Origin of the sequence: Pedococcus dokdonensis, from assembly GCF_900104525.1 — a bacterium.
In the GTDB taxonomy this organism is placed as follows: Bacteria; Actinomycetota; Actinomycetes; order Actinomycetales; family Dermatophilaceae; genus Pedococcus; species Pedococcus dokdonensis.
In genome coordinates this window covers 2,416,279-2,439,188 of record NZ_LT629711.1, presented here as the reverse complement: position 1 = coordinate 2,439,188, position 22,910 = coordinate 2,416,279, and the positions used below count along the sequence as shown (strand labels likewise).

Annotated in this window: 22 protein-coding genes and 1 tRNA gene; 15 read left to right on the top strand and 8 right to left on the bottom strand. The window is 71.3% G+C overall.

Annotation, left to right across the window (positions count from 1 at the left end):
- Positions 1 to 11: 11 nt before the first annotated feature.
- The 5 genes from BLQ34_RS11395 to rsmA all read left to right on the top strand — a co-directional run bounded on the left by BLQ34_RS11395 (position 12) and on the right by rsmA (position 5,995).
- Positions 12 to 803, top strand: a complete 792-nt coding sequence (locus BLQ34_RS11395; protein WP_231961058.1) for a siderophore-interacting protein — start codon at positions 12 to 14, stop codon at positions 801 to 803.
- A 118-nt stretch (positions 804 to 921) separates the two neighbouring features.
- A complete protein-coding gene (gene metG / locus BLQ34_RS11390) occupies positions 922 to 2,766 on the top strand; it encodes a methionine--tRNA ligase (protein ID WP_091785444.1) in 1,845 nt (614 codons plus the stop codon).
- The gene (locus tag BLQ34_RS11385) at positions 2,753 to 3,613 is read left to right on the top strand and encodes a TatD family hydrolase (protein WP_091785442.1); all 861 of its coding nucleotides are present in this window, start codon (positions 2,753 to 2,755) and stop codon (positions 3,611 to 3,613) included. The genes metG and BLQ34_RS11385 overlap by 14 nt, the downstream gene beginning before the upstream one ends.
- 286 nt (positions 3,614 to 3,899) lie before the next feature.
- Positions 3,900 to 5,018, top strand: a complete 1,119-nt coding sequence (locus BLQ34_RS11380) for a resuscitation-promoting factor (RefSeq protein ID WP_269457288.1) — start codon at positions 3,900 to 3,902, stop codon at positions 5,016 to 5,018.
- A 92-nt stretch (positions 5,019 to 5,110) separates the two neighbouring features.
- Positions 5,111 to 5,995 (top strand): 16S rRNA (adenine(1518)-N(6)/adenine(1519)-N(6))-dimethyltransferase RsmA, encoded by an 885-nt coding sequence (rsmA, locus tag BLQ34_RS11375; RefSeq protein WP_091785436.1) that lies wholly within the window; start codon positions 5,111 to 5,113, stop codon positions 5,993 to 5,995.
- 68 nt (positions 5,996 to 6,063) lie between these two features.
- Here rsmA and BLQ34_RS11370 read toward each other — a convergent pair whose 3' ends face one another.
- Together BLQ34_RS11370 and BLQ34_RS11365 are read right to left on the bottom strand one after the other, a co-directional pair.
- Positions 6,064 to 8,604 (bottom strand): DUF4153 domain-containing protein, encoded by a 2,541-nt coding sequence (locus tag BLQ34_RS11370; RefSeq protein ID WP_091785433.1) that lies wholly within the window; start codon positions 8,602 to 8,604, stop codon positions 6,064 to 6,066.
- Entirely contained in the window at positions 8,601 to 9,296 is a 696-nt protein-coding gene (locus tag BLQ34_RS11365; protein ID WP_231961056.1) for a response regulator transcription factor, read from the bottom strand. The genes BLQ34_RS11370 and BLQ34_RS11365 overlap by 4 nt, the downstream gene beginning before the upstream one ends.
- A gap of 153 nt (positions 9,297 to 9,449) precedes the next feature.
- Between BLQ34_RS11365 and BLQ34_RS11360 the strand changes: the two genes are divergently transcribed.
- Together BLQ34_RS11360 and BLQ34_RS11355 are read left to right on the top strand one after the other, a co-directional pair.
- Positions 9,450 to 10,385: a 4-(cytidine 5'-diphospho)-2-C-methyl-D-erythritol kinase gene (locus tag BLQ34_RS11360; RefSeq protein ID WP_091789862.1), complete on the top strand. Its 936-nt coding sequence runs from the start codon at positions 9,450 to 9,452 to the stop codon at positions 10,383 to 10,385.
- A complete protein-coding gene (locus BLQ34_RS11355; RefSeq protein ID WP_157693009.1) occupies positions 10,385 to 12,220 on the top strand; it encodes an ABC-F family ATP-binding cassette domain-containing protein in 1,836 nt (611 codons plus the stop codon). The genes BLQ34_RS11360 and BLQ34_RS11355 overlap by 1 nt, the downstream gene beginning before the upstream one ends.
- Positions 12,221 to 12,347: 127 nt before the next feature.
- Here the strand turns inward: BLQ34_RS11355 and BLQ34_RS11350 are convergent, their stop codons facing one another.
- Positions 12,348 to 12,848, bottom strand: coding sequence for a MarR family winged helix-turn-helix transcriptional regulator (locus tag BLQ34_RS11350; RefSeq protein ID WP_091785430.1), 501 nt, complete (start codon positions 12,846 to 12,848; stop codon positions 12,348 to 12,350).
- A gap of 81 nt (positions 12,849 to 12,929) precedes the next feature.
- Here BLQ34_RS11350 and BLQ34_RS11345 point away from each other — a divergent pair, with 81 nt between their 5' ends.
- Genes BLQ34_RS11345 through BLQ34_RS11335 form a run of 3 tightly spaced genes read left to right on the top strand, consistent with a single transcriptional unit; the run spans position 12,930 to position 14,479 of the window.
- Positions 12,930 to 13,742: a methyltransferase domain-containing protein gene (locus BLQ34_RS11345; protein WP_091785427.1), complete on the top strand. Its 813-nt coding sequence runs from the start codon at positions 12,930 to 12,932 to the stop codon at positions 13,740 to 13,742.
- Positions 13,739 to 14,098 carry a VOC family protein gene (locus tag BLQ34_RS11340; RefSeq protein ID WP_091785424.1) on the top strand — a complete coding sequence of 120 codons (360 nt, stop codon included), beginning with the start codon at positions 13,739 to 13,741 and terminating at the stop codon, positions 14,096 to 14,098. The genes BLQ34_RS11345 and BLQ34_RS11340 overlap by 4 nt, the downstream gene beginning before the upstream one ends.
- A gap of 42 nt (positions 14,099 to 14,140) precedes the next feature.
- Entirely contained in the window at positions 14,141 to 14,479 is a 339-nt protein-coding gene (locus tag BLQ34_RS11335) for a VOC family protein (protein ID WP_091785421.1), read from the top strand.
- 6 nt (positions 14,480 to 14,485) lie between these two features.
- On the opposite strand, the gene BLQ34_RS11330 is transcribed toward BLQ34_RS11335, so the two are convergent.
- Positions 14,486 to 15,085: a TetR/AcrR family transcriptional regulator gene (locus BLQ34_RS11330; RefSeq protein WP_197674846.1), complete on the bottom strand. Its 600-nt coding sequence runs from the start codon at positions 15,083 to 15,085 to the stop codon at positions 14,486 to 14,488.
- 83 nt (positions 15,086 to 15,168) lie between these two features.
- Here BLQ34_RS11330 and BLQ34_RS11325 point away from each other — a divergent pair, with 83 nt between their 5' ends.
- Positions 15,169 to 15,945: an N-acetylmuramoyl-L-alanine amidase gene (locus tag BLQ34_RS11325; RefSeq protein ID WP_157693008.1), complete on the top strand. Its 777-nt coding sequence runs from the start codon at positions 15,169 to 15,171 to the stop codon at positions 15,943 to 15,945.
- A 44-nt stretch (positions 15,946 to 15,989) separates the two neighbouring features.
- On the opposite strand, the gene BLQ34_RS11320 is transcribed toward BLQ34_RS11325, so the two are convergent.
- Positions 15,990 to 16,925, bottom strand: coding sequence for an acyl-CoA desaturase (locus tag BLQ34_RS11320; protein ID WP_091785413.1), 936 nt, complete (start codon positions 16,923 to 16,925; stop codon positions 15,990 to 15,992).
- Between the two features lie 202 nt (positions 16,926 to 17,127).
- On the opposite strand from BLQ34_RS11320, the gene BLQ34_RS11315 reads away from it, so the two are divergent.
- Positions 17,128 to 17,206: transfer RNA gene (locus BLQ34_RS11315), tRNA-Gln, on the top strand.
- Between the two features lie 215 nt (positions 17,207 to 17,421).
- Positions 17,422 to 17,685, top strand: a complete 264-nt coding sequence (locus tag BLQ34_RS11310) for a PspC domain-containing protein (RefSeq protein ID WP_091785410.1) — start codon at positions 17,422 to 17,424, stop codon at positions 17,683 to 17,685.
- A gap of 107 nt (positions 17,686 to 17,792) precedes the next feature.
- Here BLQ34_RS11310 and BLQ34_RS11305 read toward each other — a convergent pair whose 3' ends face one another.
- From BLQ34_RS11305 to BLQ34_RS11295, 3 genes are all read right to left on the bottom strand, one after another.
- A complete protein-coding gene (locus tag BLQ34_RS11305) occupies positions 17,793 to 18,557 on the bottom strand; it encodes a hypothetical protein (RefSeq protein ID WP_091785407.1) in 765 nt (254 codons plus the stop codon).
- Entirely contained in the window at positions 18,554 to 19,522 is a 969-nt protein-coding gene (locus tag BLQ34_RS11300; protein ID WP_091785404.1) for an ABC transporter ATP-binding protein, read from the bottom strand. The genes BLQ34_RS11305 and BLQ34_RS11300 overlap by 4 nt, the downstream gene beginning before the upstream one ends.
- A 193-nt stretch (positions 19,523 to 19,715) precedes the next feature.
- Positions 19,716 to 20,183: a hypothetical protein gene (locus BLQ34_RS11295; protein ID WP_091785402.1), complete on the bottom strand. Its 468-nt coding sequence runs from the start codon at positions 20,181 to 20,183 to the stop codon at positions 19,716 to 19,718.
- Between the two features lie 232 nt (positions 20,184 to 20,415).
- Here BLQ34_RS11295 and glmU point away from each other — a divergent pair, with 232 nt between their 5' ends.
- A complete protein-coding gene (glmU, locus tag BLQ34_RS11290) occupies positions 20,416 to 21,930 on the top strand; it encodes a bifunctional UDP-N-acetylglucosamine diphosphorylase/glucosamine-1-phosphate N-acetyltransferase GlmU (RefSeq protein ID WP_091785399.1) in 1,515 nt (504 codons plus the stop codon).
- Entirely contained in the window at positions 21,927 to 22,907 is a 981-nt protein-coding gene (locus BLQ34_RS11285; RefSeq protein ID WP_091785396.1) for a ribose-phosphate diphosphokinase, read from the top strand. Before glmU ends, BLQ34_RS11285 begins: the two co-directional genes overlap by 4 nt.
- The last annotated feature ends 3 nt before the right edge of the window (positions 22,908 to 22,910 follow it).

Here is a 22,910-nt window from a genome sequence, read left to right as displayed (position 1 = left end):
TGAGGAGAGCCGTGACCACCCACCTCACCGTCACCCGCACGGAGCAGCTGACCCCGCGGCTGCGCCGGCTGTGGTTCCACACCGACGACCTGTCCGCCTTCGCCGAGAGCGACCAGACCGACCGCTACGTGAAGCTCGTCTTTCCCAAGCCGGGTGTCGTCTACCCCGAGCCGCTGGACATGCGGGCGCTGCGCGGCACGATGCCGCCCGAGCACCTGCCGGTGGTGCGCACCTACACGGCGCTCTTCCCGGACGTCGCCGCCGGGACGCTCGCGATCGACTTCGTCGTCCACGGCGACGAGGGCGTGGCCGGGCCGTGGGCGGCCGCCGCGAAGCCCGGGGACACCTTGCTGGCCAACGGTCCTGGTGGTGGCTACCGCCCTGACCCGGACGCCGACTGGCACCTGCTCGCCGGTGACGAGTCCGCGGTCCCGGCCATCACGGCCGCCCTCGACGCACTGCCAGCAGCCTGCACCGCCCGCGTGGTCGTCCTCGTCGACGACGCCGACCACGAGCCGGCTCTGACCGTGCCCGACGGAGCGGAGCTGGCCTTCGTGCACCGCGCCGGGGGCGGGGACCTGGTCGAGGCGGTCCGGTCGGTCGACTGGCTGCCGGGTCGCGTGCACGTCTTCGTGCACGGCGAAGGGCAGTCGGTGATGCACGGCCTGCGCCCGTACTTCTTCAAGGACCGCGGACTGTCCCGCGACCAGGTGTCGATCTCCGGCTACTGGCGCCAGGGTCGGACCGAGGAGGGCTTCCGCGACTGGAAGTCCGAGCTCGCCGCTGCCGAGTCCGCGAGCTGACCCGGCCGCGGCCGCCACCGCCACCGAAAGGGGCCGCCACCGCGACCGAAAGCACGCCGGGCACCCGGCACACCGGAGCGCCGGAAACCTGCTTGGCACCCACCCCTAGGATTCAGGTGTGTCAAAGGTCCTCTCTGCTGTCGCCTGGCCGTATGCCAACGGCCCACGGCACCTCGGCCACGTGGCCGGGTTCGCCGTGCCCTCCGACGTCTTCAGCCGCTACATGCGGATGGCCGGTCACGAGGTGCTCATGGTCAGCGGCTCCGACGAGCACGGCACCCCGATCCTGGTCCTCGCCGACCAGGAGGGCGTGACCCCGCAGCAGCTGGTCGACACCAACCACGCGATCATCGCGGCCGAGCTCGCCGACCTGGGTTGCTCCTACGACCTCTACACGCGCACCACGACGGCCAACCACTACGCGGTCGCCCAGGAGCTCTTCACCCAGGTCTGGCAGAACGGCTACATGGTCGAGCAGACCACCCGTGGCGCGATCTCCCCGTCGACCGGCCGCACCCTGCCCGACCGCTACATCGAGGGCACCTGCCCGATCTGCTCCTACCCCGAGGCGCGCGGCGACCAGTGTGACAACTGCGGCAACCAGCTCGAGCCGACCGACCTGATCAACCCGCGGTCGAAGATCAACGGCGAGGTGCCCGAGTTCATCGAGACGCAGCACTTCTTCCTCGACCTGCCCGCGCTCGCCGACGCCCTGCGCGAGTGGCTGGTCGGTCGCGAGGAGAGCGGCACCTGGCGCCCGAACGTCATCAAGTTCAGCCTCAACATCCTCGACGACATCCGCCCGCGGGCGATGACCCGCGACATCGACTGGGGCATCCCCGTGCCGCTCGACGGCTGGCGCGACCAGCCGGCCAAGCGGCTCTACGTCTGGTTCGACGCGGTGATCGGCTACCTGTCCGCGTCGGTCGAGTGGGCCCGCCGCCTCGGCGAGCCCGACCGCTGGCGCGACTGGTGGAACGACCCGGAGGCGCTGTCCTACTACTTCATGGGCAAGGACAACATCACCTTCCACTCCCAGATCTGGCCGGCCGAGCTCCTCGGGTATGCCGGTCGCGGCAGTCGTGGGGGAGAGCCCGGTGCGTTCGGGGTGCTGAACCTGCCGACCGAGGTCGTGTCGAGCGAGTACCTCACCATGGAGGGCAAGCAGTTCTCGACCTCGCGCGGATACGTCATCCACATCCGTGACGTCCTGGAGCGCTACGGTCCCGACGCGATCCGCTACTACATCTGCGCAGCCGGCCCCGAGAACCAGGACGCGAACTTCACCTGGGCCGAGTTCGTCCAGCGCAACAACTCCGAGCTCGTCGCTGGCTGGGGCAACCTGGTCAACCGCACCGCCTCGATGGTCGCGAAGAACTTCGGCGAGGTGCCGCAGCCGGGCTCGCTCGAGCCGGTCGACGAGGCGGTCCGCGCCAAGGTGCTGGCGGCGTTCGACGTGGTGGGCGACCTCCTGGCCCGGCAGCGGGTCAAGGCCGCGGTGGCGGAGGCGATGCGCACCGTCGGCGAGGTGAACAAGTACGTCACCGACACCGAGCCGTTCAAGCTCAAGGGTGACGACCAGCGCGAGCGGCTGGCCACCGTGCTGCACACGCTGACCCAGTGCGTGGCCGACCTCAACCGGGTGCTCGCGCCGTTCCTGCCGCACTCCTCGAACGCCGTCCACGCCGCCCTGGGCGGTGCGGGTGACTTCATGCCGATGCCGGTGCTGGAGCACGTGTCGGGGCTCGACCCCGCAGACGCCGACCGCACCTACCCGGTGATCACCGGCGAGTACACGCAGACCCCTCGCTGGGAGTCGGTGCCGGTCACGGTCGGGGCGACTGTGGTCAAGCCCACACCGATCTTCACCAAGCTCGACGAGGCCGTGGTCGACGAGGAGCTGGCGCGGCTGCGCGGCGAGGCAGCGACGGACGGCGACGCCACTGGTGATGGCGACGGCTGAGCCGGGGCAGGGCGGCCACCACCGGGTGCCCGAGGCTCCCGACCCGCTGCCCATCCCGGTCGTCGACAACCACACCCACCTCGACATCGCGCGCGACGGCGAGGAGGCTCCCGACGTCGCCGCCGCCATCGCCGCCGCGACGGCGGTGGGCGTCGACCGGCTGGTGCAGATCGGCTGTGACCTCCCCGGTGCCCGGTTCACCGTGGAAATGGTCGACCGGCACCCCGCCATGCTCGGCGGCGTGGCGCTGCACCCGAACGAGGCGCCGAGGCTCGCCCGCGCAGGGGCCCTCGACGCGGCATATGCCGAGATCGAGGCGCTGGCCGCGCACCCCAGAGTGCGCGTCGTCGGCGAGACCGGACTCGACTACTTCCGCACTGGCCCGGAAGGCGTTGGGACGCAACAGGACTCGTTCCGGTGGCACATCGACCTCGCGAAGCGCACCGGCAAGGCGCTCCAGATCCACGACCGCGACTCCCATGACGACGTGCTGCGCATCCTCGACGAGGAGGGGGCGCCGGAGCGCACCGTCATGCACTGCTTCTCGGGTGACGTGTCGATGGCCCGCACCTGCGCCGAACGCGGCTACTACCTGTCGTTCGCCGGCACGGTGACGTTCAAGAACGCCCGGGGCCTGCGCGATGCGCTGTCGGTCACCCCGCTCGACCGCGTCATGGTCGAGACCGATGCCCCCTACCTCACGCCGGCGCCGTGGCGCGGGGCGACGAACGCGCCCTACCTGGTGCCGCTCACCGTGCGGGCCATGGCGGGGGTGCTCGGGGTCGCCGTGCCGACCCTCTGCCAAGCCGTCAGCGACAACGCGGAGGCGGTCTACGGCCCCTGGTGAGGGCTCGGACGGGCTGGTCCGGTGAGGCAGGACGGCGCCGCGAATCACAGCGGTGTGGCTTGGCCAAATGCCGAATCTTCCGTTACCAAAATTTGACCTTTGCCGAAAAGCCGTTCATGGTGGATGACTGTTGGCCGGGGTCGGACCCCCCGGGCGACGCGACCAGGGGGTCGTTCCACCCGCCAGGACGGCGGTTCAGAGCGGCCCCTCATTCTTTGCCCCGGCACCGGCCGGGGGAGGACGCGACGCCCTTCCGATGCCCGGGGAGCACGAACTCTGGAGCACTGTGATCACCCGTCCCGTTCGACGCGTCGCCCAAGCCGCCGTCGTCACCAGCCTCGTCGCTGGCGCCGTCGGCGTCTCCCACTTCGACAAGTCCGTCACCCTCTCCGTCGACGGCAAAGCCTCCACGGTCCACGCCTTCGGCAGCACCGTCGGTGACGTCCTCGAGAAGAAGGACATCTCGATCGGCGAGCACGACGTCGTCGTCCCGGCACCCGGCACGCCGGTCGCCGACGGCCAGAAGATCGTGGTCCGCTACGGCCGCAAGCTGACCGTGACGATCGACGGACGCACCCGCGACTACTGGACCACCGCCACCACCGTCTCGGCCGCCCTCCAGGAGCTCGGCATCCGCGCCGACTCCGCCCGGCTGTCGACCTCCCGCTCGATGTCGCTCGGCCGCCAGGGCCTGGTCTTCTCGGTCTCCACGCCCAAGCAGGTCGTGGTCCGCGCCGACGGCAAGAACCGCACCACCACGACGACCGCTCTGACGGTCGCCGACGTGCTGTCCGAGCTGAAGATCGCCAAGGACTCCGACGACCGCGTGAAGCCCGGCGTCACCACCGCGCTGACCCCCGGCCTCAAGATCGCTGTGCAGCGAGTGAGCACGAAGCAGGTCAAGGAGACGAAGGCCATCGCGGCCCCCGTCACCCGCAAGACCGACTCCAGCCTCTACAAGGGCCAGACCAAGACCCTGAAGGCCGGCTCCGACGGCGCCAAGCTCGTCACCTACAAGGTGACCAAGGTCGACGGCAAGGTCGAGAGCAAGAAGATCGTCTCGGCCAAGGTGACCCAGAAGCCGGTCGGCGCGATCGTGGCCGTCGGCACCAAGGCCCGACCGGTCCGCGACGCGGGCAACGTCTCCGGCGCCGGCATCAACCTGTCCAACGCCGCCATGTGGGACCGCATCGCGCAGTGCGAGTCCGGTGGCAACTGGTCGATCAACACCGGCAACGGCTACTACGGCGGCCTGCAGTTCGCGACCTCGTCGTGGCTGGCCAACGGTGGCGACGACTTCGCCCCGCGCGCCGACCTCGCGTCGCGCGCCGAGCAGATCACCGTCGCGAACCGCTACTACGCGAAGGCCGGTCTCGGCCCGTGGGGTTGCGCGCACGCCGCCTGACCCCCACCGCTCCACCCGAATCGAGGTATTCGGCCACCGCATCCCGGTAGCCGAATACCTCGATTCGTCTGTGCGCCCCTAGAGTCGGCGCCATGGTCGAGCAGAGCGGGTTCCTCGGAGCCGCGCAGATCCGGCAGATCGCGGCCGACCTCGGACTGCGCCCGACCAAGCAGTGGGGCCAGAACTTCGTCGTCGACGCCAACACGGTCAAGCGGATCGTGCGCCTCGCCGGGGTCACCGCCGACGACTCCGTGGTCGAGGTCGGCCCGGGGCTGGGTTCGCTCACCCTCGCCCTGCTCCCCGAGGCGGGGCACGTCACCGCGGTGGAGGTGGACCCGACCCTCGCGCAAGCCCTGCCGGGGACGGTCGGCCGGCTCGCACCGGCATACGCGGACCGGTTGACGCTCGTGCCCGCCGACGCGATGCAGGTGCGCGAGCTGCCCGACCCCCAGCCCACCGCCCTGGTCGCCAACCTGCCCTACAACGTCTCGGTGCCGGTCGTGCTGAACTTCCTCGAGGCGTTCCCCACCCTCGAGCGGGTGCTGGTGATGGTGCAGCTCGAGGTCGCCGAGCGGCTCGCGGCGAAGCCGGGGTCGAAGGCCTACGGGGTGCCGAGCGTCAAAGCCGCCTGGTATGCCGCGGTGCGCCTCGCGGGGACCGTGCCCCGCAGCGTGTTCTGGCCGGTGCCCAACGTCGAGTCGGGGTTGGTCCTCCTGGAGCGCCGGGCCGAGCCGTCGACCACGGCCACCCGACGGGACGTCTTCACCTGCATCGACGCGGCGTTCGCCCAGCGTCGCAAGACCCTGCGCGCGGCGCTGGCCGGATGGGCCGGGTCGGCGCCGCGGGCCGAGGAGTGCCTACGCGCCGCGGGGATCGACCACCGCACCCGGGGTGAGCAGCTGGGCATCGACGAGTTCGCCGCGATCGCCGCCGCCCGCGACACCCTCCCCCCACCTCCCTCCACGAACCTTTGCTAGCAAAGGAAACCGGGTGAGGGACAGGTAGCAACCTGTCCTTCACCCGGTTTCTTGTGCTGGGAGGGGAGTCAGCCGGCGCGGCGGCAGGTAGAGGAGCCGATCGCGGTCGAGGAGTCGGTCCGGCTCGCGTCGAGCGGGCGCTCGGCCACCAGGTCGCGGGCCCGGGACCGGCCGAGGTTCCACTCCAGCCAGTCGTCGCCGGTGAGGCGCGACAACTCGCCGGTGCCGGTGACGCACTCGAACTGGTCCTGCGGCAGCTTCCAGATCGCCGGGTAGGCGTCGGCGGACAGGGTGGCGAGGTAGGAGTAGTCGGTCCCGACGCTGGAGTCGACCCGCGCGATGTTCTGCTCGGCGATGTAGAGGTCGGGGTTGAACACCGCGAGCCCGAGGAGGCCGACCGCACCGAGCCGCACCGCCATCGGCACCAGCCAGCCCCGCGCCTTGACGATCCCGGCGGCCATGACCAGCAGCACGACCACCCCGAGCCAGCCCTCGAACACCGAGACCAGCAGCCGCAGCCGGGTGAACCCGTAGGCCTCTTCGTAGAGGTGCATCCGGTAGAGCGCCGAGACCACGACGACGATGGTCATCAGGCAGAGCGCCCCGAGGGCGAGGTCGCGCTGCCGACCGGGGCTGGCCTTGCGGGCGGCCCACCCGACCACGGTCAGGGTGAGGATGGTCGCGACGGTCAGCTGGCCGAAGCCTTCGTGGACGTAGTCGGCGTACGTGAGCCCGGTCGTGCGCTGCAGGTAGCCGTGGCCTCCGAACATGGCCGTGGCCTGGGCGACGAGGAAGAGCAGGAACACCGCGTTCACGACCATCACCGGAGCCAGCCACTCGAACGGCCGGCGGCTGGGTCGCAGGGGCAGCTGCAGCCGGTCGACGGTCGGCGGGGTCATGCTGACGTATGCCGCGGCGAGCGTCCCAGCCGCGATGAACAGGGCCAGGACCACCCGGGCCGGGAGGTCGTTCCAGGTGATGTCGGGAGTGATGCTGTCGACCCAGGACGCGAACAACGCGTCTGCGGAGGCGAAGAGGGCCCCGAAGACGAGCAGCAGCACCAGCGAGACCAGGGCCGTGCGAGCGGCCGGGATCCACGCGGCGATGCTGGTGCGGGGCTTCAGCGTTCGGCCCAGCCACGGCAGACCACGCAGGCCTGCCAGCGGCACGGCCGCAGCCGTGGCGAGCAGGCCGAGGATGCTGCGGGCGCGGGTCGAGTTGACCGCGACCAGGGCGAGGGCGGCGAGCAGGCAGAGGATGGTGATCCACTCGGCGTCGCGCAGGACGAGGGTGGCGAGGAGCAGTGCCACCACCGCGGCGTCGACCCCGTCGCGCCACGACCAGCGGGCGGTCCCACCCCGCACCGTGCGGGCGGCGAAGACCGTTGCGGCCACGGCGGCGAAGACCAGCGTCGTGCCGAGCCCCTCGCTGCGGTCCGGGAGGATGATGGCGGCCGCGGCTCCGGTGACGAGCGCCGCGGCGACGATCGCAGGGCGCCGCCGCGGGGCGTCGGGCCACCAGGACGCCAGTGAGTCGCGGGGCGGCGCGGGCGGACTCTCGGGCAGCGGGGCGGGCGGGGTGAGGGTGCTCATGACGGGCTCCTTGGTGGTGGTCGGACGATCGGCGTCCGTCGGCAGCAGGACGTGGATGCGGGCGCCCTCGGCGCTGTCGGCGACCGCGATGCTGCCGCCGTGCAGCTGGGCGACCCAGCGCGAGATGGCCAGGCCCAGGCCGGTGCCGCTGTGTTGTGCGGCACTGGTGGTGAAGCGCTCGAAGACCGCCTTGCGGTCCGAGGCGGCGATGCCGGGGCCCTCGTCGGCCACTGCGACCAGCACGTCGTCACCGACCACCTCGGCGGTGACCTGGACGAGGCCGCCCTGCGGGCTGTGCCGCGACGCGTTGTCGACGAGGTTGGCCAGCAGCTGGTGCAGCCGGTCGGGGTCGGCCGGCACGGTGAGGCCCTCGGGCTGGACCGTCACGGCATACCGCAGGCCGTCGACCCGCGCCTGCGCGACCGCCTCGGTGAGGAACTCGGAGAGCCGGACGTCCTTGACCCGCAACGGCGTCACCCCCTCCTCGACCCTCGACAGGTCGAGCAGGTCGCTCACGAGCCGGCCGAGCCGCTCGGTCTGGGCGAGGGCGAGCCGCAGCTCCTCGGGGCCGGGCTGTGAGACCCCGTCGACGAGGTTCTCGAGGACGGCCTGCAGGGCCGAGATCGGCGTCCGCAGCTCGTGCGAGACGTTCGCGACGAGGTCGCGCCGCTGACGGTCCACCAGCTCGAGGGTGGCCGCCATCCGGTTGAAGGCCCGTGCCAGCTCACCGACCTCGTCGCGCGAGGAGGCGTGCACCCGCTGTGAGTAGTCGCCGGTCGCCATCCGCTGGGCGGCCTGCGTCATCTCGCGCAAGGGTGAGGTCATGCCCCGGGCGAGCAGCTGGGTCACCCCGAGCGCCACCACGACGGCGACCACGACGGTGGCCCACGGCGTTACCCCGGCCCGGGTCACGACGACCGCCAGCACCGACGCGACGGTGACCGTCACGGCGACGAGCAGTCCGAGCTTGACCTTGATCGAACGGACGGCGTCGAGCGGGCGCACGTCGTACTTCACGGGCCCACCTCCAGCGCGTAGCCCACCCCGTGCACGGTGCGCAGGAGGTCGGCACCGAGCTTGCGGCGCAACGACTTCACGTGGCTGTCGACGGTGCGGGTGCCGGACGCGTCGGCCCAGCCCCACACCTCGGCGAGCAGGGCCTCGCGGGTCAGCACCGTCCCCGGCCTGGCCGCGAGGCAGGCCAGCAGGTCGAACTCGGTGGGGGTCAGGTGCACCTCGTCGTCGCGCGCCCAGACGCGCCGCTGGGCACCGTCGATCCGCAGCCCGTTCACGTCGACCGTCGGCGATGCCGCGGGGGTGGCTCCGGCCGCCGCCGCGCGCTCGACGCGTCGCAGCAGCGCGCGGATCCGCGCGACCAGCTCGCGCATCGAGAACGGCTTGGTCATGTAGTCGTCCGCGCCGATGCCGAGCCCCACGAGCATGTCGGTCTCGTCGTCGCGGGCGGTGAGCATGAGCACCGGCACCGGGCGCTCGGCCTGGAGCCGCCGGCACACCTCGTGGCCGTCCAGGCCGGGGAGCATCACGTCGAGCACCACCAGCTGCGGGTCCCAGGCCGTGGCACGCTCGAGGGCCACCAGTCCGTCGTGCACCTGCTCGACGTCGAAACCCTCGGCGGCGAGGCGCGCGGCGATCGCCTCGGCGATGGTGGGTTCGTCCTCGACCACGAGGACACGGGGCTTGGTGGTCACGTCAACGAGCGTAGGAGAGCGGCCCGGCAGGGGAGGCGGAGATGGTGTGAAGGTTCTGTGCAGATGTCCCGGTCCGGCCTGCACGGGAACGAGCCGCTCGGGTCCACGCCGGCCGATCCGCGCGCTGCCCCACACCCCGTTAGGGTGGCGGCCATGACCTCCGCAGCCCTGCCGCCGTCGTCGGTGACGGTGCGCGTCCCGGCGAAGGTCAACCTCGAGCTGCTCGTCGGTGCACCGCGGCCCGACGGCTACCACCCGCTCGCCACGGTCTTCCACGCCGTCAACCTCTTCGACGAGGTCACCGTCACGACTGCGCCCGAGTGGGGGATCGCCGTGTCGGGCCCGCAGGCGCTGGGGGTGCCGGTGGACGGCACGAACCTCGCGGCGCGGGCGGCCCAGCGGCTCGCCGAGGTCGGTGGGGTCGACGAGCCGGTGCACATCACGATCCGCAAGGACATCCCCGTCGCCGGTGGTATGGCCGGGGGCTCGGCCGACGCGGCTGCCACCCTCGTCGCGTGCGACCACCTCTGGGGCACCGGACTCAGCCGCTCGGAGCTCGAGGAGCTCGCCGCGGGCCTCGGCAGCGACGTCCCCTTTCTCCTCGGTGGCGGGACCGCGATGGGCTCGGGGCGCGGCGAGGTGCTGGCGCCGGTGCTCGCGCGCGGCAGCTACCACTGGGTGTTCGCCCTCAGCGAGGGCGGGCTGTCCACCCCCGCCGTGTATGCCGAGTGCGACCGGCTGCGGGGCGACCGTCCCGTCCCCGAGCCGTCGCCGAGCCCGGAGATGATGACTGCGCTGCGGTCCGGCGACGCGCGGGCCCTCGGGGCCGCCCTGTCGAACGATCTCCAGGCCGCGGCCATCTCGCTGATGCCGGCCCTGGGCGACGTGCTGGACGCCGGGCTCGAGTTCGGTGCCCTCGGTGGAGTCGTGTCGGGATCAGGCCCCACCGTGGCGTTCGTCGCGGAGTCCAACGAGGCGGCCCTCGACCTCGCCGTGTCGCTGACGGCATCGGGTGCCGTGCAGGACGTGCGCCGGGCCACCGGGCCCGCGCACGGTGCCCACGTCATCAGCTCCCCACGGCCGGGCTGATGGCCAACCTCATCAGTGTCGAGCGCGCCTCGCTGGCCCTCGGCACCGCTCAGGTGCTCGACGAGGTCTCGCTCGGCGTGCTCGGCGGCGACCGGATCGGGGTGGTCGGCCGCAATGGTGGCGGCAAGACCACCTTGCTCCGGGTGCTCGCCGGGCAGCGGTCCGTCGACAGCGGCCGGGTCACCCGCGCGGGCGTCTCCAGCGTGGGTGTGCTCGCCCAGGAAGACGTCCTCGACCCCGCCCACACGGTCCGCGAGGAGGTGCTCGGCGACCTCCCCGAACACGTCTGGGCCGGCGACCCGCGCATCCGCGACGTCCTGACCGGGCTGCTCGGCGGGATCGGGGCCGAGGCCGTGGGTGGGTTCGACGCGCTCGTCGGTCCGTTGTCCGGTGGCGAGCGACGGCGCCTCGCTCTGGCCAGGCTGCTGGTGCAGGACCCGACGGTGCTGTTCCTCGACGAGCCGACCAACCACCTCGACGTCGAGGGGGTGGCCTGGCTGGCCGAGCACCTCGTGCGGCACCGCGCCCGCCCCGACAACGCCGTCGTCGCGATCACCCACGACCGCTGGTTCCTCGACGCCATCGCGACCGCCACGTGGGAGGTCGTCGACGGCTCGGTCAACGCGTTCGAGGGAGGCTACGCGGCATACGTGCTCGCGAAGGCCGAGCGTGAGCGGATGGCGGCGGTCACCGCCGAACGCCGTGACAACCTGCTCCGCAAGGAGCTGGCCTGGCTGCGCCGCGGCCCGCCGGCGCGCACCTCCAAGCCGAAGTTCCGCATCGACGCGGCCAACACCCTCATCGCCGACGAGCCGCCCCCGCGCGACGACGTCGAGCTGATGCGCTTCGCCACGACCCGGCTGGGCAAGGACGTGGTCGACCTGCTGGATGCCTCGGTGACGCTCGGAGACCGCGTCCTGCTCGACCGGATCACCTGGCACCTCGCTCCCGGCGAGCGGGTCGGCATCGTCGGCGTCAACGGCGCCGGCAAGTCGACCCTGCTGCGCGCCATCGCGGGGACGATCGCCCTGTCCTCGGGCAAGCGCAAGCAGGGGGTGACGGTGCGGCTCGCCTACCTCACGCAGGAGGTGCGCGAGCTGGAGCGCTACGCCGACTGGCGGGTCATCGAGGCGATCGAGGACGTGCGCAAGTACATCCGCCTGGGCAAGAAGGAGATCAGTGCCTCGCAGCTCGCGCAACGGCTCGGCTTCACGGGTGGTCGCCAGCAGACGCGGGTGTCCGACCTGTCCGGTGGCGAGCGGCGGCGGCTGCAGCTGACCCGGCTGCTGATGGACGAGCCCAACGTGCTGCTCCTCGACGAACCCACCAACGACCTCGACATCGAGACGCTGACCTCGCTCGAGGACGTGCTCGACGGCTGGGCCGGCACGCTGCTCGTGGTGTCGCACGACCGCTACCTGCTCGAGCGGGCCTGCGACAAGCAGGTCGCGCTGATGGGTGACGGCAAGGTCCGCGAGCTCCCCGGCGGCGTGGAGCAGTACCTCGAGCTGCGGCACGCCCAGCCCGCCGCCCGGCCGCAGGTCTCCCACCCATTCGGAGCGAAACCTGCAGTCGCCGCAGCTGGCACCGACGGGGCCGCGGGTGCGCCGCTCCGCACACCGGCGGAGCTGCGCGAGGCGCGCAAGGACATGGCGCGGGTCGAGAAGCAGCTGGCCCGACTGGCCCAGCGTGAGGAGCGGATCCACGCCGAGATGGCCGCGTCGGCCACCGACCACGCGAAGGTGCTGACCCTCAACGGCCAGCTGCGCGAGATCGTCGACGAGCGCGAGGGCCTGGAGCTGGAGTGGCTGGAGGCCGCCGAGATCGTCGGCTGAGCGCAGACCCACCAGCGCCCCCCGCCCCCGTCGCTATCTCATGCAAAAGGCGAGTTAGCGACGTCTGGGGCGGCGCTAACTCGCCTTTTGCATGAGATAGCGTCGGTTGGGGAGCCAGGCGGGCTGCTCAGGCCTCGAAGGGTGAGAGCAGGCGACGGAGCATCGCCGCGAGCTCGTCGCGGTCGTCGGTCGACAGCTCGGCGAGCAGGTCGCGCTCGCGGTCCAGCAGGTCGGCCATGGCGTCGTCGACGGCGCGCTGCCCCGCCGGGGTCAGTCGCACGATCACCCCCCGACGATCGGAGGGGTCGGGACTGCGCCCGACCAGCCCGCGACGCTCCAGGCGGTCGACCCGGTTGGTCATGGTGCCGCTGGTGACGAGGGTCTGGCGGATCAGCTGGCCGGGAGAGAGCTCGTATGGTGCCCCGGCTCGCCGCAGCGCGGACAGCACGTCGAACTCCCACCCCTCGAGCTGGTGGCGAGCGAACGCCTGCGCGCGGTCGAGGTCGAGCCGGCGGGCGAGCCGGGAGACCCGGGAGAGCACCTGGAGGGGAGCGACGTCGAGGTCAGGACGCTCGCGGTGCCACGCGTCGACGATGCGGTCGACGTCGTCGGGCGGGGGACTCGACATGGTGACAACTCTACCCTTCGTCAAGTATCTTGATATCAAGATAAGTGACGAGTCGTCACCATCGACCTGAGAGGCGCCGCCATGAGCACCACGTGGGACCCGCAGCAGTACGCGAAGTTCTCCGACCACCGGTCGCGACCCTTCGGCGACCTCCTGGCCAGGGTCGGGGCGGTTGCCCCGAGCATCGTCGTCGACCTCGGCTGCGGCAACGGCCCGCTCACCCTGTCGCTGGCCGAGCGCTGGCCGGACGCGCGCATCGTGGGTGTCGACCACAGCCCGCAGATGCTCGACTCGGCCAGGTCGCTCGATGCGGCGGGTCGGGTCGAGTGGGTGGAGTCCGATGTGGCGCAATGGGATCCGGCATCCCTGGGCGAGGCTCCCGACGTCATCGTCACGAATGCGACCTTGCAGTGGGTGCCGGGACACCGCGACCTGCTGACAGCGTGGGCGGCCGCCCTCGCGCCCGGTGGGTGGCTCGCGATGCAGGTGCCGGGCAACCTCGACGCGCCCTCCCATGCCCTCATGCGCGAGGTGGCCGCGGGTCATCCCGAGTCCGAACGCCTCCGGCCCGCTCTCGACCGGCTCGCGGTCGACCGGCCGTCGGCCTACGTCGAGCTGCTCGGCGGTGCCGGACTCGACGTCGACGGGTGGGAGACGACCTACCAGCACGTCCTCGATCCCGAAGCGCGACAGGCGAACCCGGTCCTCGAGTGGGTGCGCGGCACCGGCCTGCGACCGGTGCTCGAGACCCTCACCGACGAGTCACAGCGCGGCGCCTTCCTGGCGGACTACGACGCAAGGCTCCGCGCGGCATACCCGAGGACGCCGATCGGCGTCATCTTCCCGTTCCGTCGCATCTTCCTCGTCGCCCACCGCACGGATGCTGCGTCATGAGCCTGGTGGGGCTCCACCACGTGCAGATCGCCTGCCCAGAGGGCAGCGAGGACCTGCTGCGCGCGTTCTACGGAGAGCTGCTGGGCCTGCCCGAGATCCCCAAACCACCGGTTCTCGCGGCGCGCGGCGGGGTGTGGTTCAGGGCGGGGGCGCACGAACTGCACTGCGGCGTCGAGGAAGACTTCGTCCCGGCCCGCAAGGCCCATCCGGCGTTCGCGGTGACGGACGTCGACGCCATGGCCGCCACCCTGGAGGCCGCCGGGCACGTATTGAGCTGGGACACGAACCTCCCAGGGGTGCGCCGGTTCCACACGAACGACCCGGTCGGCAATCGCGTGGAGCTCCAACAGGTCTGAGCCGTCCCGCAAATCCGTTGACGCGCGTCCTACCGTCGGAGCATGACCTCCTTCGTGAAATCAGTGACCTTCGACTGCGCGAGCCCCATGCTGGTCGCGGGTTTCTGGGCGGCGGCGCTCGGATCCGATGTCGACGAGGACAGCACCGACGACCGCGCCTTCGTGGAGCCGGCCGGTTGGGGCGGCCCCACCCTGTGGTTCCAGCGCGTCCCGGAGGGCAAGACCGCCAAGAACCGGCAGCACTTCGACCTGCGGGCGATGGGGACGGTCGCCGAGGAGGTCGAGCGGCTCTCCGCACTGGGTGCCACCGTGCTCCGCGACGGGACCGACCTCGTCGTGATGGCCGACCCCGAGGGCAACGAGTTCTGCGTCGAAACCTGAGTGGGGCTAGTCGGCGCTGATCAGGGTCGGCTTCTTCTCGAGCCCGGCCAGGCCGTTCCAGGCGAGGTTGACCAGGTGGGCCGCGACGTCGGCCTTCTTCATCTTGCGCGAGTCGAGCCACCACTGGCCGGTGAGGGCCACCATCCCGACGAGCATCTGGGCATAGAGCGGAGCCGTCTTCGGGTCGAGGCGGCGCCGCTTGTACTCGGCCGCGAGGATGTGCTCGACCTGGCTGGCCACGTCGGAGATGAGGCTGGCGAACGACCCGGTGGACTGGCCGGCGGGGCTGTCGCGCACCAGGATCCGGAAGCCGTCGGTGTTGCTCTCGATGTAGTCGAGCAGTGCCCCCGCCGCGCGCTCGAGGGTCTCGCGGCTGTTCAGGTCGGCGCTGAGGGCGCCGGTGATGCCGCCGAGGAGGGCGGCGATCTCGCGGTCGACGACGACGGCGTAGAGCCCTTCCTTGCCACCGAAGTGCTCGTAGACGACCGGCTTGGAGACGCTCGCCTTCGCAGCGATCTCCTCGACCGTGGTGCCCTCGAAACCCTTGTCCGCGAACAGCTTCCGGCCCACCTCGATGAGCTGCTCACGCCGCTGCTTCCCCGTCATGCGGGAGCGGGAGCTCGGGCCGGTGGACTTCTCGCGGGCGTCGGTCACGCGCTCCATCATGCCTCGTGCGTAGCGTGGTGGTCGTGAGGGGAGAGGGCGGGTATGCCGGTGGCGCGCGGCGGTTGGTCGGTGCGGCTGCCGTCGTGCTGACCCTGGCCGGGGTCGGCGTCGCGCTGGGTGGAGGGCTCGTGGGGCGCGCGGAGTCCCCGCCGAAGCCTCCCCCGTCGGTGACGAGCGCCGCGACCCCGAGCACCCCGCCCTCGGCTCCTCTCGATGTCCCCGCTGCGCCGCGCATCGTCAGCGACCACCTGGCGTTCGAGGCTGCGCGGAAGGCCGAGACGGCGGCGTACTCCTTGCGTCACTACGGTGTCCGCACGGCGCGGTTGCAGCCCTCGATGATCGTCCTGCACTACACCGAGAGCGACACGTACGCCTCGGTGCGGTCGCTGTTCGCCGCCGACCTGCCCAACCGCGGTGAGGCGCCTGGCACCTGCGCGCACTACGTCGTCGACCAGGACGGCACGATCCACGAGCTGGTGCCGCCGACGCTGCGGTGCCGGCACACCGTGGGACTCAACCACGTCGCGATCGGGATCGAGTTCGTGCAGGCGTCGCACGGCCACGACCCCCGGTGGGCCGCCCAGCAGGTGCTGGCCCGGCGCGCCCAGGCGCTGGCCGGTGCATCGCTGGTGGAGCACCTACAACGCCGCTTCGACATCCCCGACCAAGCGGTCATCGGCCATGCGATGGCCAATGACAGCAAGGCATTTCGCGATCTCGAAGGATGGCGCAACGACCACGTCGACTGGCAGCAGCCAGAGGTCGTCGCGTTCCGGCGGCTGCTCGCGACGGCGCCCTGAGTGAGCCGAGCGCCCGCGAGGGACCCCGTCTCTCGGGAGACCGGTCAGGCGGCAACCCTGCGTGCGTCGATCCGCTTGGCCACCGGCCAGCGGACGTCGGTCGCCCAGCCCAGCTTCTCGAAGGCCCAGATGACGCGCGCCGTCGAGTCGATCTGACCCTTCTCCACGCCGTGGCGGGCGCACGTGGGGTCGGCGTGGTGCAGGTTGTGCCACGACTCGCCCATCGAGAGGAGCGCCAGCCACCACACGTTGCCGGACCTGTCACGGCTCTTGAACGGCCGCTCGCCGATGGTGTGGCAGATCGAGTTGATGGACCAGGTCACGTGGTGCAGCAGCGACACCCGCACGAGGGAGGCCCAGAAGAAGGCCGTCAGTGCGCCCTGCCAGCTCATCGACCAGAGGCCGCCGACGACAGCGGGCAGCAGCATCGACCCGGCGACGATGAGCGGGAAGGCCCGGTCCACCTTCTGCAGGTCCTCGTCGGCGATCAGGTCGGGGGCGTACTTGCTGCGTGGCGTCTGCTCGACGTCGAAGAGCCAGCCGGTGTGGGCCCACCAGAGTCCCTTGGCGAGCGCGGGGATCGTCTCGCCGTAGCGCCACGGGCTGTGCGGGTCGCCCTCGCGGTCGGAGAAGGCGTGGTGCCGGCGGTGGTCGGCGACCCAGCGCACGACCGGGCCCTGGATGGCCATCGAACCTGCCACGGCCAGCGCGATCTTGAGCCCGCGGTTGGCCTTGAACGACCCGTGCGTGAAGTGCCGGTGGAAGCCGACCGTGATGCCGTGCCCCGCGATCGCATACATCACGACGGCGATGACGATGTCGTGCCAGCCCAGTCCCCAGCCCCACGCCACGGGGATCGCCGCGAGCAGGGCGAGGAACGGGACGCCGATGAACAACGCGAGCGCGACCTGCTCGCCGTTGCCTTTCGTCTCGCGCTCGACGGATGGGGCGGTGGTGGCCGAGGGTGTCGCGGTCGTCATCGAGGGGGCCTTCCTCCGGGGGTCGCCGGTGGCTTCGTCGCCAACTTACGAAACCGTAACCTACGGAATCGTAGGTTGTCATGGGGAGCAACGGCGCCGCATGCGGTCGGGTTCCCCGGTCGGGGCGGCCCACGGATGCCGGGGTATGCCGCGTGCTTGGCTACCCTTGGCGCGTCCCCTCGCCGTGCGGCGTCGGGGCCGTTCCCCGGTTGGTCTGCTGGTAGGGCCCGCCTGACTTTGAATCAGGACAAGCGACGTAGGTTCGATTCCTACCCGGGGAGCCGGAGAGTTTGAGCGATCCGACGGACCAGGACCCGCCGGATCCCTCAAAGTCCTGACAAAGTGCCTGCTGGATCAGCGGGGCCCGACCCTGAGCCGGGTCGGGCACGATCGGGGTCGGGTCAGGGGCGCACCCGATGGGCGGCAGGGCGGCATACCCGCACTCTTGAGGTGTCAGGGAAAGCCCCTGACACCTACCAAAGGACGTGCGTCACCCATGAACGACATCCACTCGAGCTTCGCCCAGCAGGGCCTGGTCCGGCCGCGCGACGAGCGTGTGCTCGGCGGGGTCGCCTCCGGGCTCGGCCGACGCTTCGGCATCGCCCCCTGGCCCGCACGAATCCTGTTCGTGCTGTTGCTCATGGTGATTCCCGGCAGCCAGATCCTGATCTACCCGATCCTCTGGATCCTCATGCCGTCCGAGCACTCGGCGCCCGTCGCGGCGACCTACCAGGGCCCCGCGCCCAGCCAGGTCGCCTGACCCACGCAGCCACCGCTTGCCCAGAGGGTGGCAGATCGACCTCAACTCCCCGCGAGGCGTCGATCTGCCACCCTCTCGGCGTCGGTGGCCGGGGTCCCGGGTCCCGGCTAGCGCTGGGCGTCGTGGCGGACCAGCCGCCACCCACCCGCAGCCAGGGCTCCCGCGGCCCAGAGCAGCAGGGTGATCCGGGCCGAGGTGACCGTGACGTCGTCGCTCGGGCCCTCGCCGAAGATCAGGAAGAGCGCGCACGACCCCGGGAGGGATGCCGACAGCGTGGCTGCCCAGTCGTAGGGGAGGTTGGCGACCAGCGGGGGCAGCACCAGCACGAGCCCGATCACCGTGACGAGCGCCCCGGCCGTGTTGCGCAGCAGCAGCCCGAGCCCGACGCCCAGCGCGGAGCCGGTCGCGTAGACGAAGAGCAGCCCGCCGAGGAACGAGACGCCGTCCCCGAGTGGCAGGTCGACCGCCGGCACGAGCACCCGCACGATGAGGGCGGCGCCGGCGACCAGGAGCGTCCCGAGCGCGCTCACCGTCCCGACGACCACACCGACCCGGGACGCGAGCAGGACGCCCCGGCGCGGGGTCCACTGCAGGGTCGGCACGATCGCACCGGTGCCGTGGTCGGCGGTGCCGGTCACGACCGCGGTGGCGAGCACGCCGAAGAGGGCGAACATCGCGGTCGGCGTGATGCCCTCCCACGCGGTGGAGCCAGGCGTCAGCCCGGACGGGTCGTCCGCCGTGTCGAGGCCGATGATGGTGCCGATCCCGAGGACCGCTGCTGCGGTCGTCAGCACCAGGATCCAGCTCGACCGCACGCTCCAGATCCGCGTCCACTCGGCCCGGCCGTTGCGGACCAGCGCAGTGCCGCTCATCGGACCGGCCCGTCCGCCAGCCGCTCCGTGACCGGCTCCGTGACTTGCTCCCGGACCTGCCCAGGGACTGCGCCGTGGTAGTCCACGCTGTCCTCGGTGAGGGAGAGGTAGGCCTGCTCGAGCGACTCCTCGACCTCCGCGAGGTGGTGCAGCCGCACGCCGGCGGCGTGCGCGAGGTCGCCCACCTCGGCAGCCTCCAGGCCGGTGACCTCCAGCTCGTCCTGGGCGGTGCGCGACACGGACGCTCGCTCGGCGAGCGCCCGGTGGAGTTCGTCCGCCGCAGGGGTGCGCACCAGGACGCGCTGCCCGCCGAGCCCGTGCAGGACGGCACCGATGTCGGAGTCGGCGATGAGCCGTCCGCCGCCGATGATGACGACCCGGTCGGCGATCAGCTGCATCTCGCTCATCAGGTGGCTCGACACCAGCACGGTCCGTCCCTCGTCGGCGAACCCGCGTAGCAGGGCGCGGATCCAGCGCACGCCGTCCAGGTCGAGCCCGTTCACCGGTTCGTCGAACAGCAGCACCTCGGGGTCGCCGAGCAGTGCGGTTGCGATGCCCAGCCGTTGCCGCATCCCGAGCGAGTAGCCCTTGACCCGGCGCCGGGCCGCTGACCCGAGGCCGGCTTGCTCGATGACGGCGTCCACCCGCGAGAGGGGTATGCCGTTGCTGCGGGCCCCGATCCGAAGGTGCGCCCGCCCGGTGCGCCCCGGGTGCATGGCACCCGCGTCGAGCAACGCCCCGACCTCGCGCAACGGAGCGGACAGGCCGGCATACCGCTTGCCGTTGACGGTCGCGGTGCCGGCGGTGGGCCGGTCGAGGCCGAGCACCATCCGCATCGTCGTCGACTTGCCCGCCCCGTTGGGCCCGAGGAAGCCGGTGACCTTGCCCGCGGCGACCTCGAAGGTGAGGTCGTCCACGGCGGTCACCGGGCCGTACCGCTTGGTGAGTCCTGCCACGCTGATCATGACCCGGACGCTAGGGCGACCCGTGGTCGGGACGGGGGGAGGAACTGTGGAGGTTCTGTGCAGATCACCGCACGCTGGTGAAGGGCCGGTCCGGGGATGCACGAAGGGCCCGACCGGCACCCGGGACGGGTGCGGGGTCGAGCCCTTCGCTGGGGGTGCGGCCAGCAGGGGGCAGGGCCGCGGCGTCAGCCGGTCAGCTGGTCGGCTGTGTCGACGAGCTGGAGCTGGAAGAGCTGGACGAGCTGGAGCTGGACGTCGTCGACGTGCTGGGCCCGCAGTAGTAGTTGGACAGCACGAACTGGCCGCGCCAGGTGTTCGGGACGACCGCGGTCGCGTCCTTCACGAGGGTGCCGGTGAACCACACGTCGTAGTGGGCGACGGGGCCGCTCTGCTTCGACTTCGGCACCGTCTGCGAGCTGCCGTCGGCGAGCTCGACGTCGATGGAGGCCGGGCCGGAGGCGATCTGGTTGATCACGAAGTGCGCGCCGGTCACGCCATCGGGGCAGTCGCCGGCGTGGTCGGCGACGCTGGCCTGCTTGACGTGGACCGTCATGGTGTCGGCGGCTTGCGCCGGCCCCATGCTGATGGCGATCGCTGCAGATGCGACCAGGGCGACTCCGGCTGCCGGCAGCGTCCACCGGCTGATCGTGAGTGTCTTCATTGACTGACCTTTCCGTCGTCCCCCTGCATGGAGCCTCCAGTCTCGCCACGCAGGCCCGACATCGAATCGCGTCGATGTTCGATCAGTGCCTCCATCGTTGGTATGAGAGACGGCGCAGGTCGTGCCGAAATGTCCGAATTGAGCCGGATGACCGCCGGACGAACGGCGGGCGACCGGCGGGTAGCATGACGCCCGTCCCGTCGCACCCGACCAGATCGCTGGAGCCTCGCGCGTGAACACCCCCACCGGCTCGCACCGCCTTGCCGCTGTCATCGTCCTCGCCGCAGGTGAGGGCACCCGGATGAAGTCCTCGACCCCCAAGGTGCTGCACCGGATCGGGGGCCGCACCCTCGTCGGCCACGCGATCGCCGCCGCCCGCGCGGTCGGTCCCGAGCACCTCGCCGTGGTCGTGCGGCACGAGCGCGACCTGGTCGCGGCGCACGTCGCCGAGGTCGACCCCGAGGCCGTGATCGCCGACCAGGACGAGGTCAAGGGCACCGGCCGGGCCACCGAGTGCGCCCTCGACGCGCTACCGGGCGACCTCACCGGCACCGTGCTGGTGACCTACGGCGACGTCCCGCTGCTGTCCGGTGAGACGCTGCAGTCCCTGGTCGAGGAGCACGTCGCCACCCAGAGCGCGGTCACCGTGATCACGGCTCACCTCGACGACCCGACCGGCTACGGCCGGATCCTGCGTGGCGCCGACGACGGCGTCGAGGGGATCGTCGAGCAGAAGGACGCGACCGACGAGCAGCGCGCCATCACCGAGATCAACTCGGGCATCTACGCCTTCGACGCCGCTGTGCTCGTCGACGCGCTCGGCCAGGTCGGCACCGACAACGCCCAGGGGGAGAAGTACCTCACGGACGTCCTCGCCATCGCCCGCAGGGCCGGTGGCCGGGTCAGCGCCCACCTGATCGACGACCTGTGGCAGACCGAGGGGGTCAACGACCGTGTGCAGCTCGCCCGGCTCGGCAAGGAGCTCAACCGCCGCACCACCGAACGCTGGATGCGCGAGGGTGTGACCATCGTCGACCCCGACACCACCTGGATCGACAGCGACGTCACCATCGGACGCGACTGCGTCATCTTCCCGGGCACCCAGCTGCTCGGCGCCACCACGATCGGTGAACGCGCCAGCATCGGGCCCGACACGACCCTCACCGACACCGAGGTGGGTGAGCGCGCCGAGGTCAAGCGCACCGAGGCGCTGCTGGCCGTGATCGGAGCGGACGCGACGGTCGGCCCCTTCTCCTACCTGCGCCCCGGCACCGAGCTGGGGGCGAAGGGCAAGATCGGTGGCTTCGTCGAGACCAAGAACGCCAAGATCGGCGAGGGGGCCAAGGTCCCGCACCTCACGTATGCCGGTGACGCCACGATCGGGGAGGGCGCCAACATCGGGGCGGGCACCATCTTCGCCAACTACGACGGGGTGGCCAAGCACCACACCACCGTGGGGCGGCACAGCTTCGTCGGGTCCGACTCGGTCCTCATCGCGCCGGTGGACATCGCGGACGGCGCGTATGTCGGCGCGGGGTCCGCGCTCACCGGTGACGTCGACCCCGGCCAGATCGCCGTGGCCCGCGGCAGGCAGCGCAACATCGACGGTTGGGTCGCGCGGGCCCGCGCCGGCACCAAGACTGCCGAGGCGGCCGCCGCCGCCCGGTCGGCCGGCGCGGTGACCGGCGAGGACGCCGCGACCACGCGGCACACGGAGGACTCCACGGAAGGGCAGGCCCAGGCGTGACCGGCATCGTCAAGACCACCGAGAAGAACCTGATGGTCTTCTCCGGGCGCGCCAACCCCGAGCTCGCCGAGGAGGTCGCGAGCATGCTCGGCACCGGGCTGGTCCCGACCAGCGCCTACGACTTCGCGAACGGCGAGATCTACGTGCGCTACGAGGAGTCGGTGCGGGGGTCGGACGCGTTCGTCATCCAGAGCCACACGACGCCGATCAACGAGGCGATCATGGAGCAGCTCATCATGATCGACGCGCTCAAGCGCGCCAGCGCCAAGCGGATCACGGTGGTGCTCCCGTTCTACGGCTACGCCCGGCAGGACAAGAAGCACCGTGGCCGCGAGCCCATCTCGGCGCGGCTGATGGCCGACCTGTTCAAGACCGCCGGGGCCAACCGGCTGATGGCGGTCGACCTGCACACCGCGCAGATCCAGGGCTTCTTCGACGGTCCCGTCGACCACCTCATGGCGCTGCCGATCCTGGCCGACCACGTCGCCAAGAAGTACGGCCACGAGAAGCTCGCCGTGGTCTCGCCCGACGCCGGCCGCATCAAGGTCGCCGAGCAGTGGTCGCAGCGGCTCGGAGGAGCGCCGCTGGCGTTCATCCACAAGACCCGCGACATCAACCGGCCCAACGAGACCGTCGCCAACCGCGTCGTCGGTGAGGTCAAGGGCCGGGTCTGTGTGCTGGTCGACGACATGATCGACACCGCGGGCACCATCACCAAGGCGGCCGACGCGCTGATGGCCGACGGCGCCGCGGGGGTCATCATCGCCGCCACCCACGCGATCCTGTCGGGGCCGGCGATCGACCGGCTCAAGAACTGCAGTGCGGTCGAGGTCATCGTCACCAACACGCTGCCGATCGACGAGGCACACGAGTTCGACAAGCTGACCGTGTTGTCGATCGCGCCGCTGATCAGTCGCGCCATCCAGGAGGTCTTCGAGGACGGCTCGGTGACGAGCCTGTTCGACGGCCACGCCTGACCC

What these genes read in the sequence shown, in the direction of transcription:
- BLQ34_RS11385 (WP_091785442.1), top strand. Translation starts at nt 2,753, where the DNA reads ATGGCGACGGCTGAGCCGGGGCAGGGCGGCCACCACCGGGTGCCCGAG.
- rsmA (WP_091785436.1), top strand. Translation starts at nt 5,111, where the DNA reads ATGGTCGAGCAGAGCGGGTTCCTCGGAGCCGCGCAGATCCGGCAGATC.
- BLQ34_RS11360 (WP_091789862.1), top strand. Translation starts at nt 9,450, where the DNA reads ATGACCTCCGCAGCCCTGCCGCCGTCGTCGGTGACGGTGCGCGTCCCG.
- BLQ34_RS11355 (WP_157693009.1), top strand. Translation starts at nt 10,385, where the DNA reads ATGGCCAACCTCATCAGTGTCGAGCGCGCCTCGCTGGCCCTCGGCACC.
- BLQ34_RS11350 (WP_091785430.1), bottom strand. Translation starts at nt 12,848, where the DNA reads ATGTCGAGTCCCCCGCCCGACGACGTCGACCGCATCGTCGACGCGTGG.
- BLQ34_RS11345 (WP_091785427.1), top strand. Translation starts at nt 12,930, where the DNA reads ATGAGCACCACGTGGGACCCGCAGCAGTACGCGAAGTTCTCCGACCAC.
- BLQ34_RS11340 (WP_091785424.1), top strand. Translation starts at nt 13,739, where the DNA reads ATGAGCCTGGTGGGGCTCCACCACGTGCAGATCGCCTGCCCAGAGGGC.
- BLQ34_RS11335 (WP_091785421.1), top strand. Translation starts at nt 14,141, where the DNA reads ATGACCTCCTTCGTGAAATCAGTGACCTTCGACTGCGCGAGCCCCATG.
- BLQ34_RS11330 (WP_197674846.1), bottom strand. Translation starts at nt 15,085, where the DNA reads ATGACGGGGAAGCAGCGGCGTGAGCAGCTCATCGAGGTGGGCCGGAAG.
- BLQ34_RS11320 (WP_091785413.1), bottom strand. Translation starts at nt 16,925, where the DNA reads ATGACGACCGCGACACCCTCGGCCACCACCGCCCCATCCGTCGAGCGC.
- BLQ34_RS11310 (WP_091785410.1), top strand. Translation starts at nt 17,422, where the DNA reads ATGAACGACATCCACTCGAGCTTCGCCCAGCAGGGCCTGGTCCGGCCG.
- BLQ34_RS11305 (WP_091785407.1), bottom strand. Translation starts at nt 18,557, where the DNA reads ATGAGCGGCACTGCGCTGGTCCGCAACGGCCGGGCCGAGTGGACGCGG.
- BLQ34_RS11300 (WP_091785404.1), bottom strand. Translation starts at nt 19,522, where the DNA reads ATGATCAGCGTGGCAGGACTCACCAAGCGGTACGGCCCGGTGACCGCC.
- BLQ34_RS11295 (WP_091785402.1), bottom strand. Translation starts at nt 20,183, where the DNA reads ATGAAGACACTCACGATCAGCCGGTGGACGCTGCCGGCAGCCGGAGTC.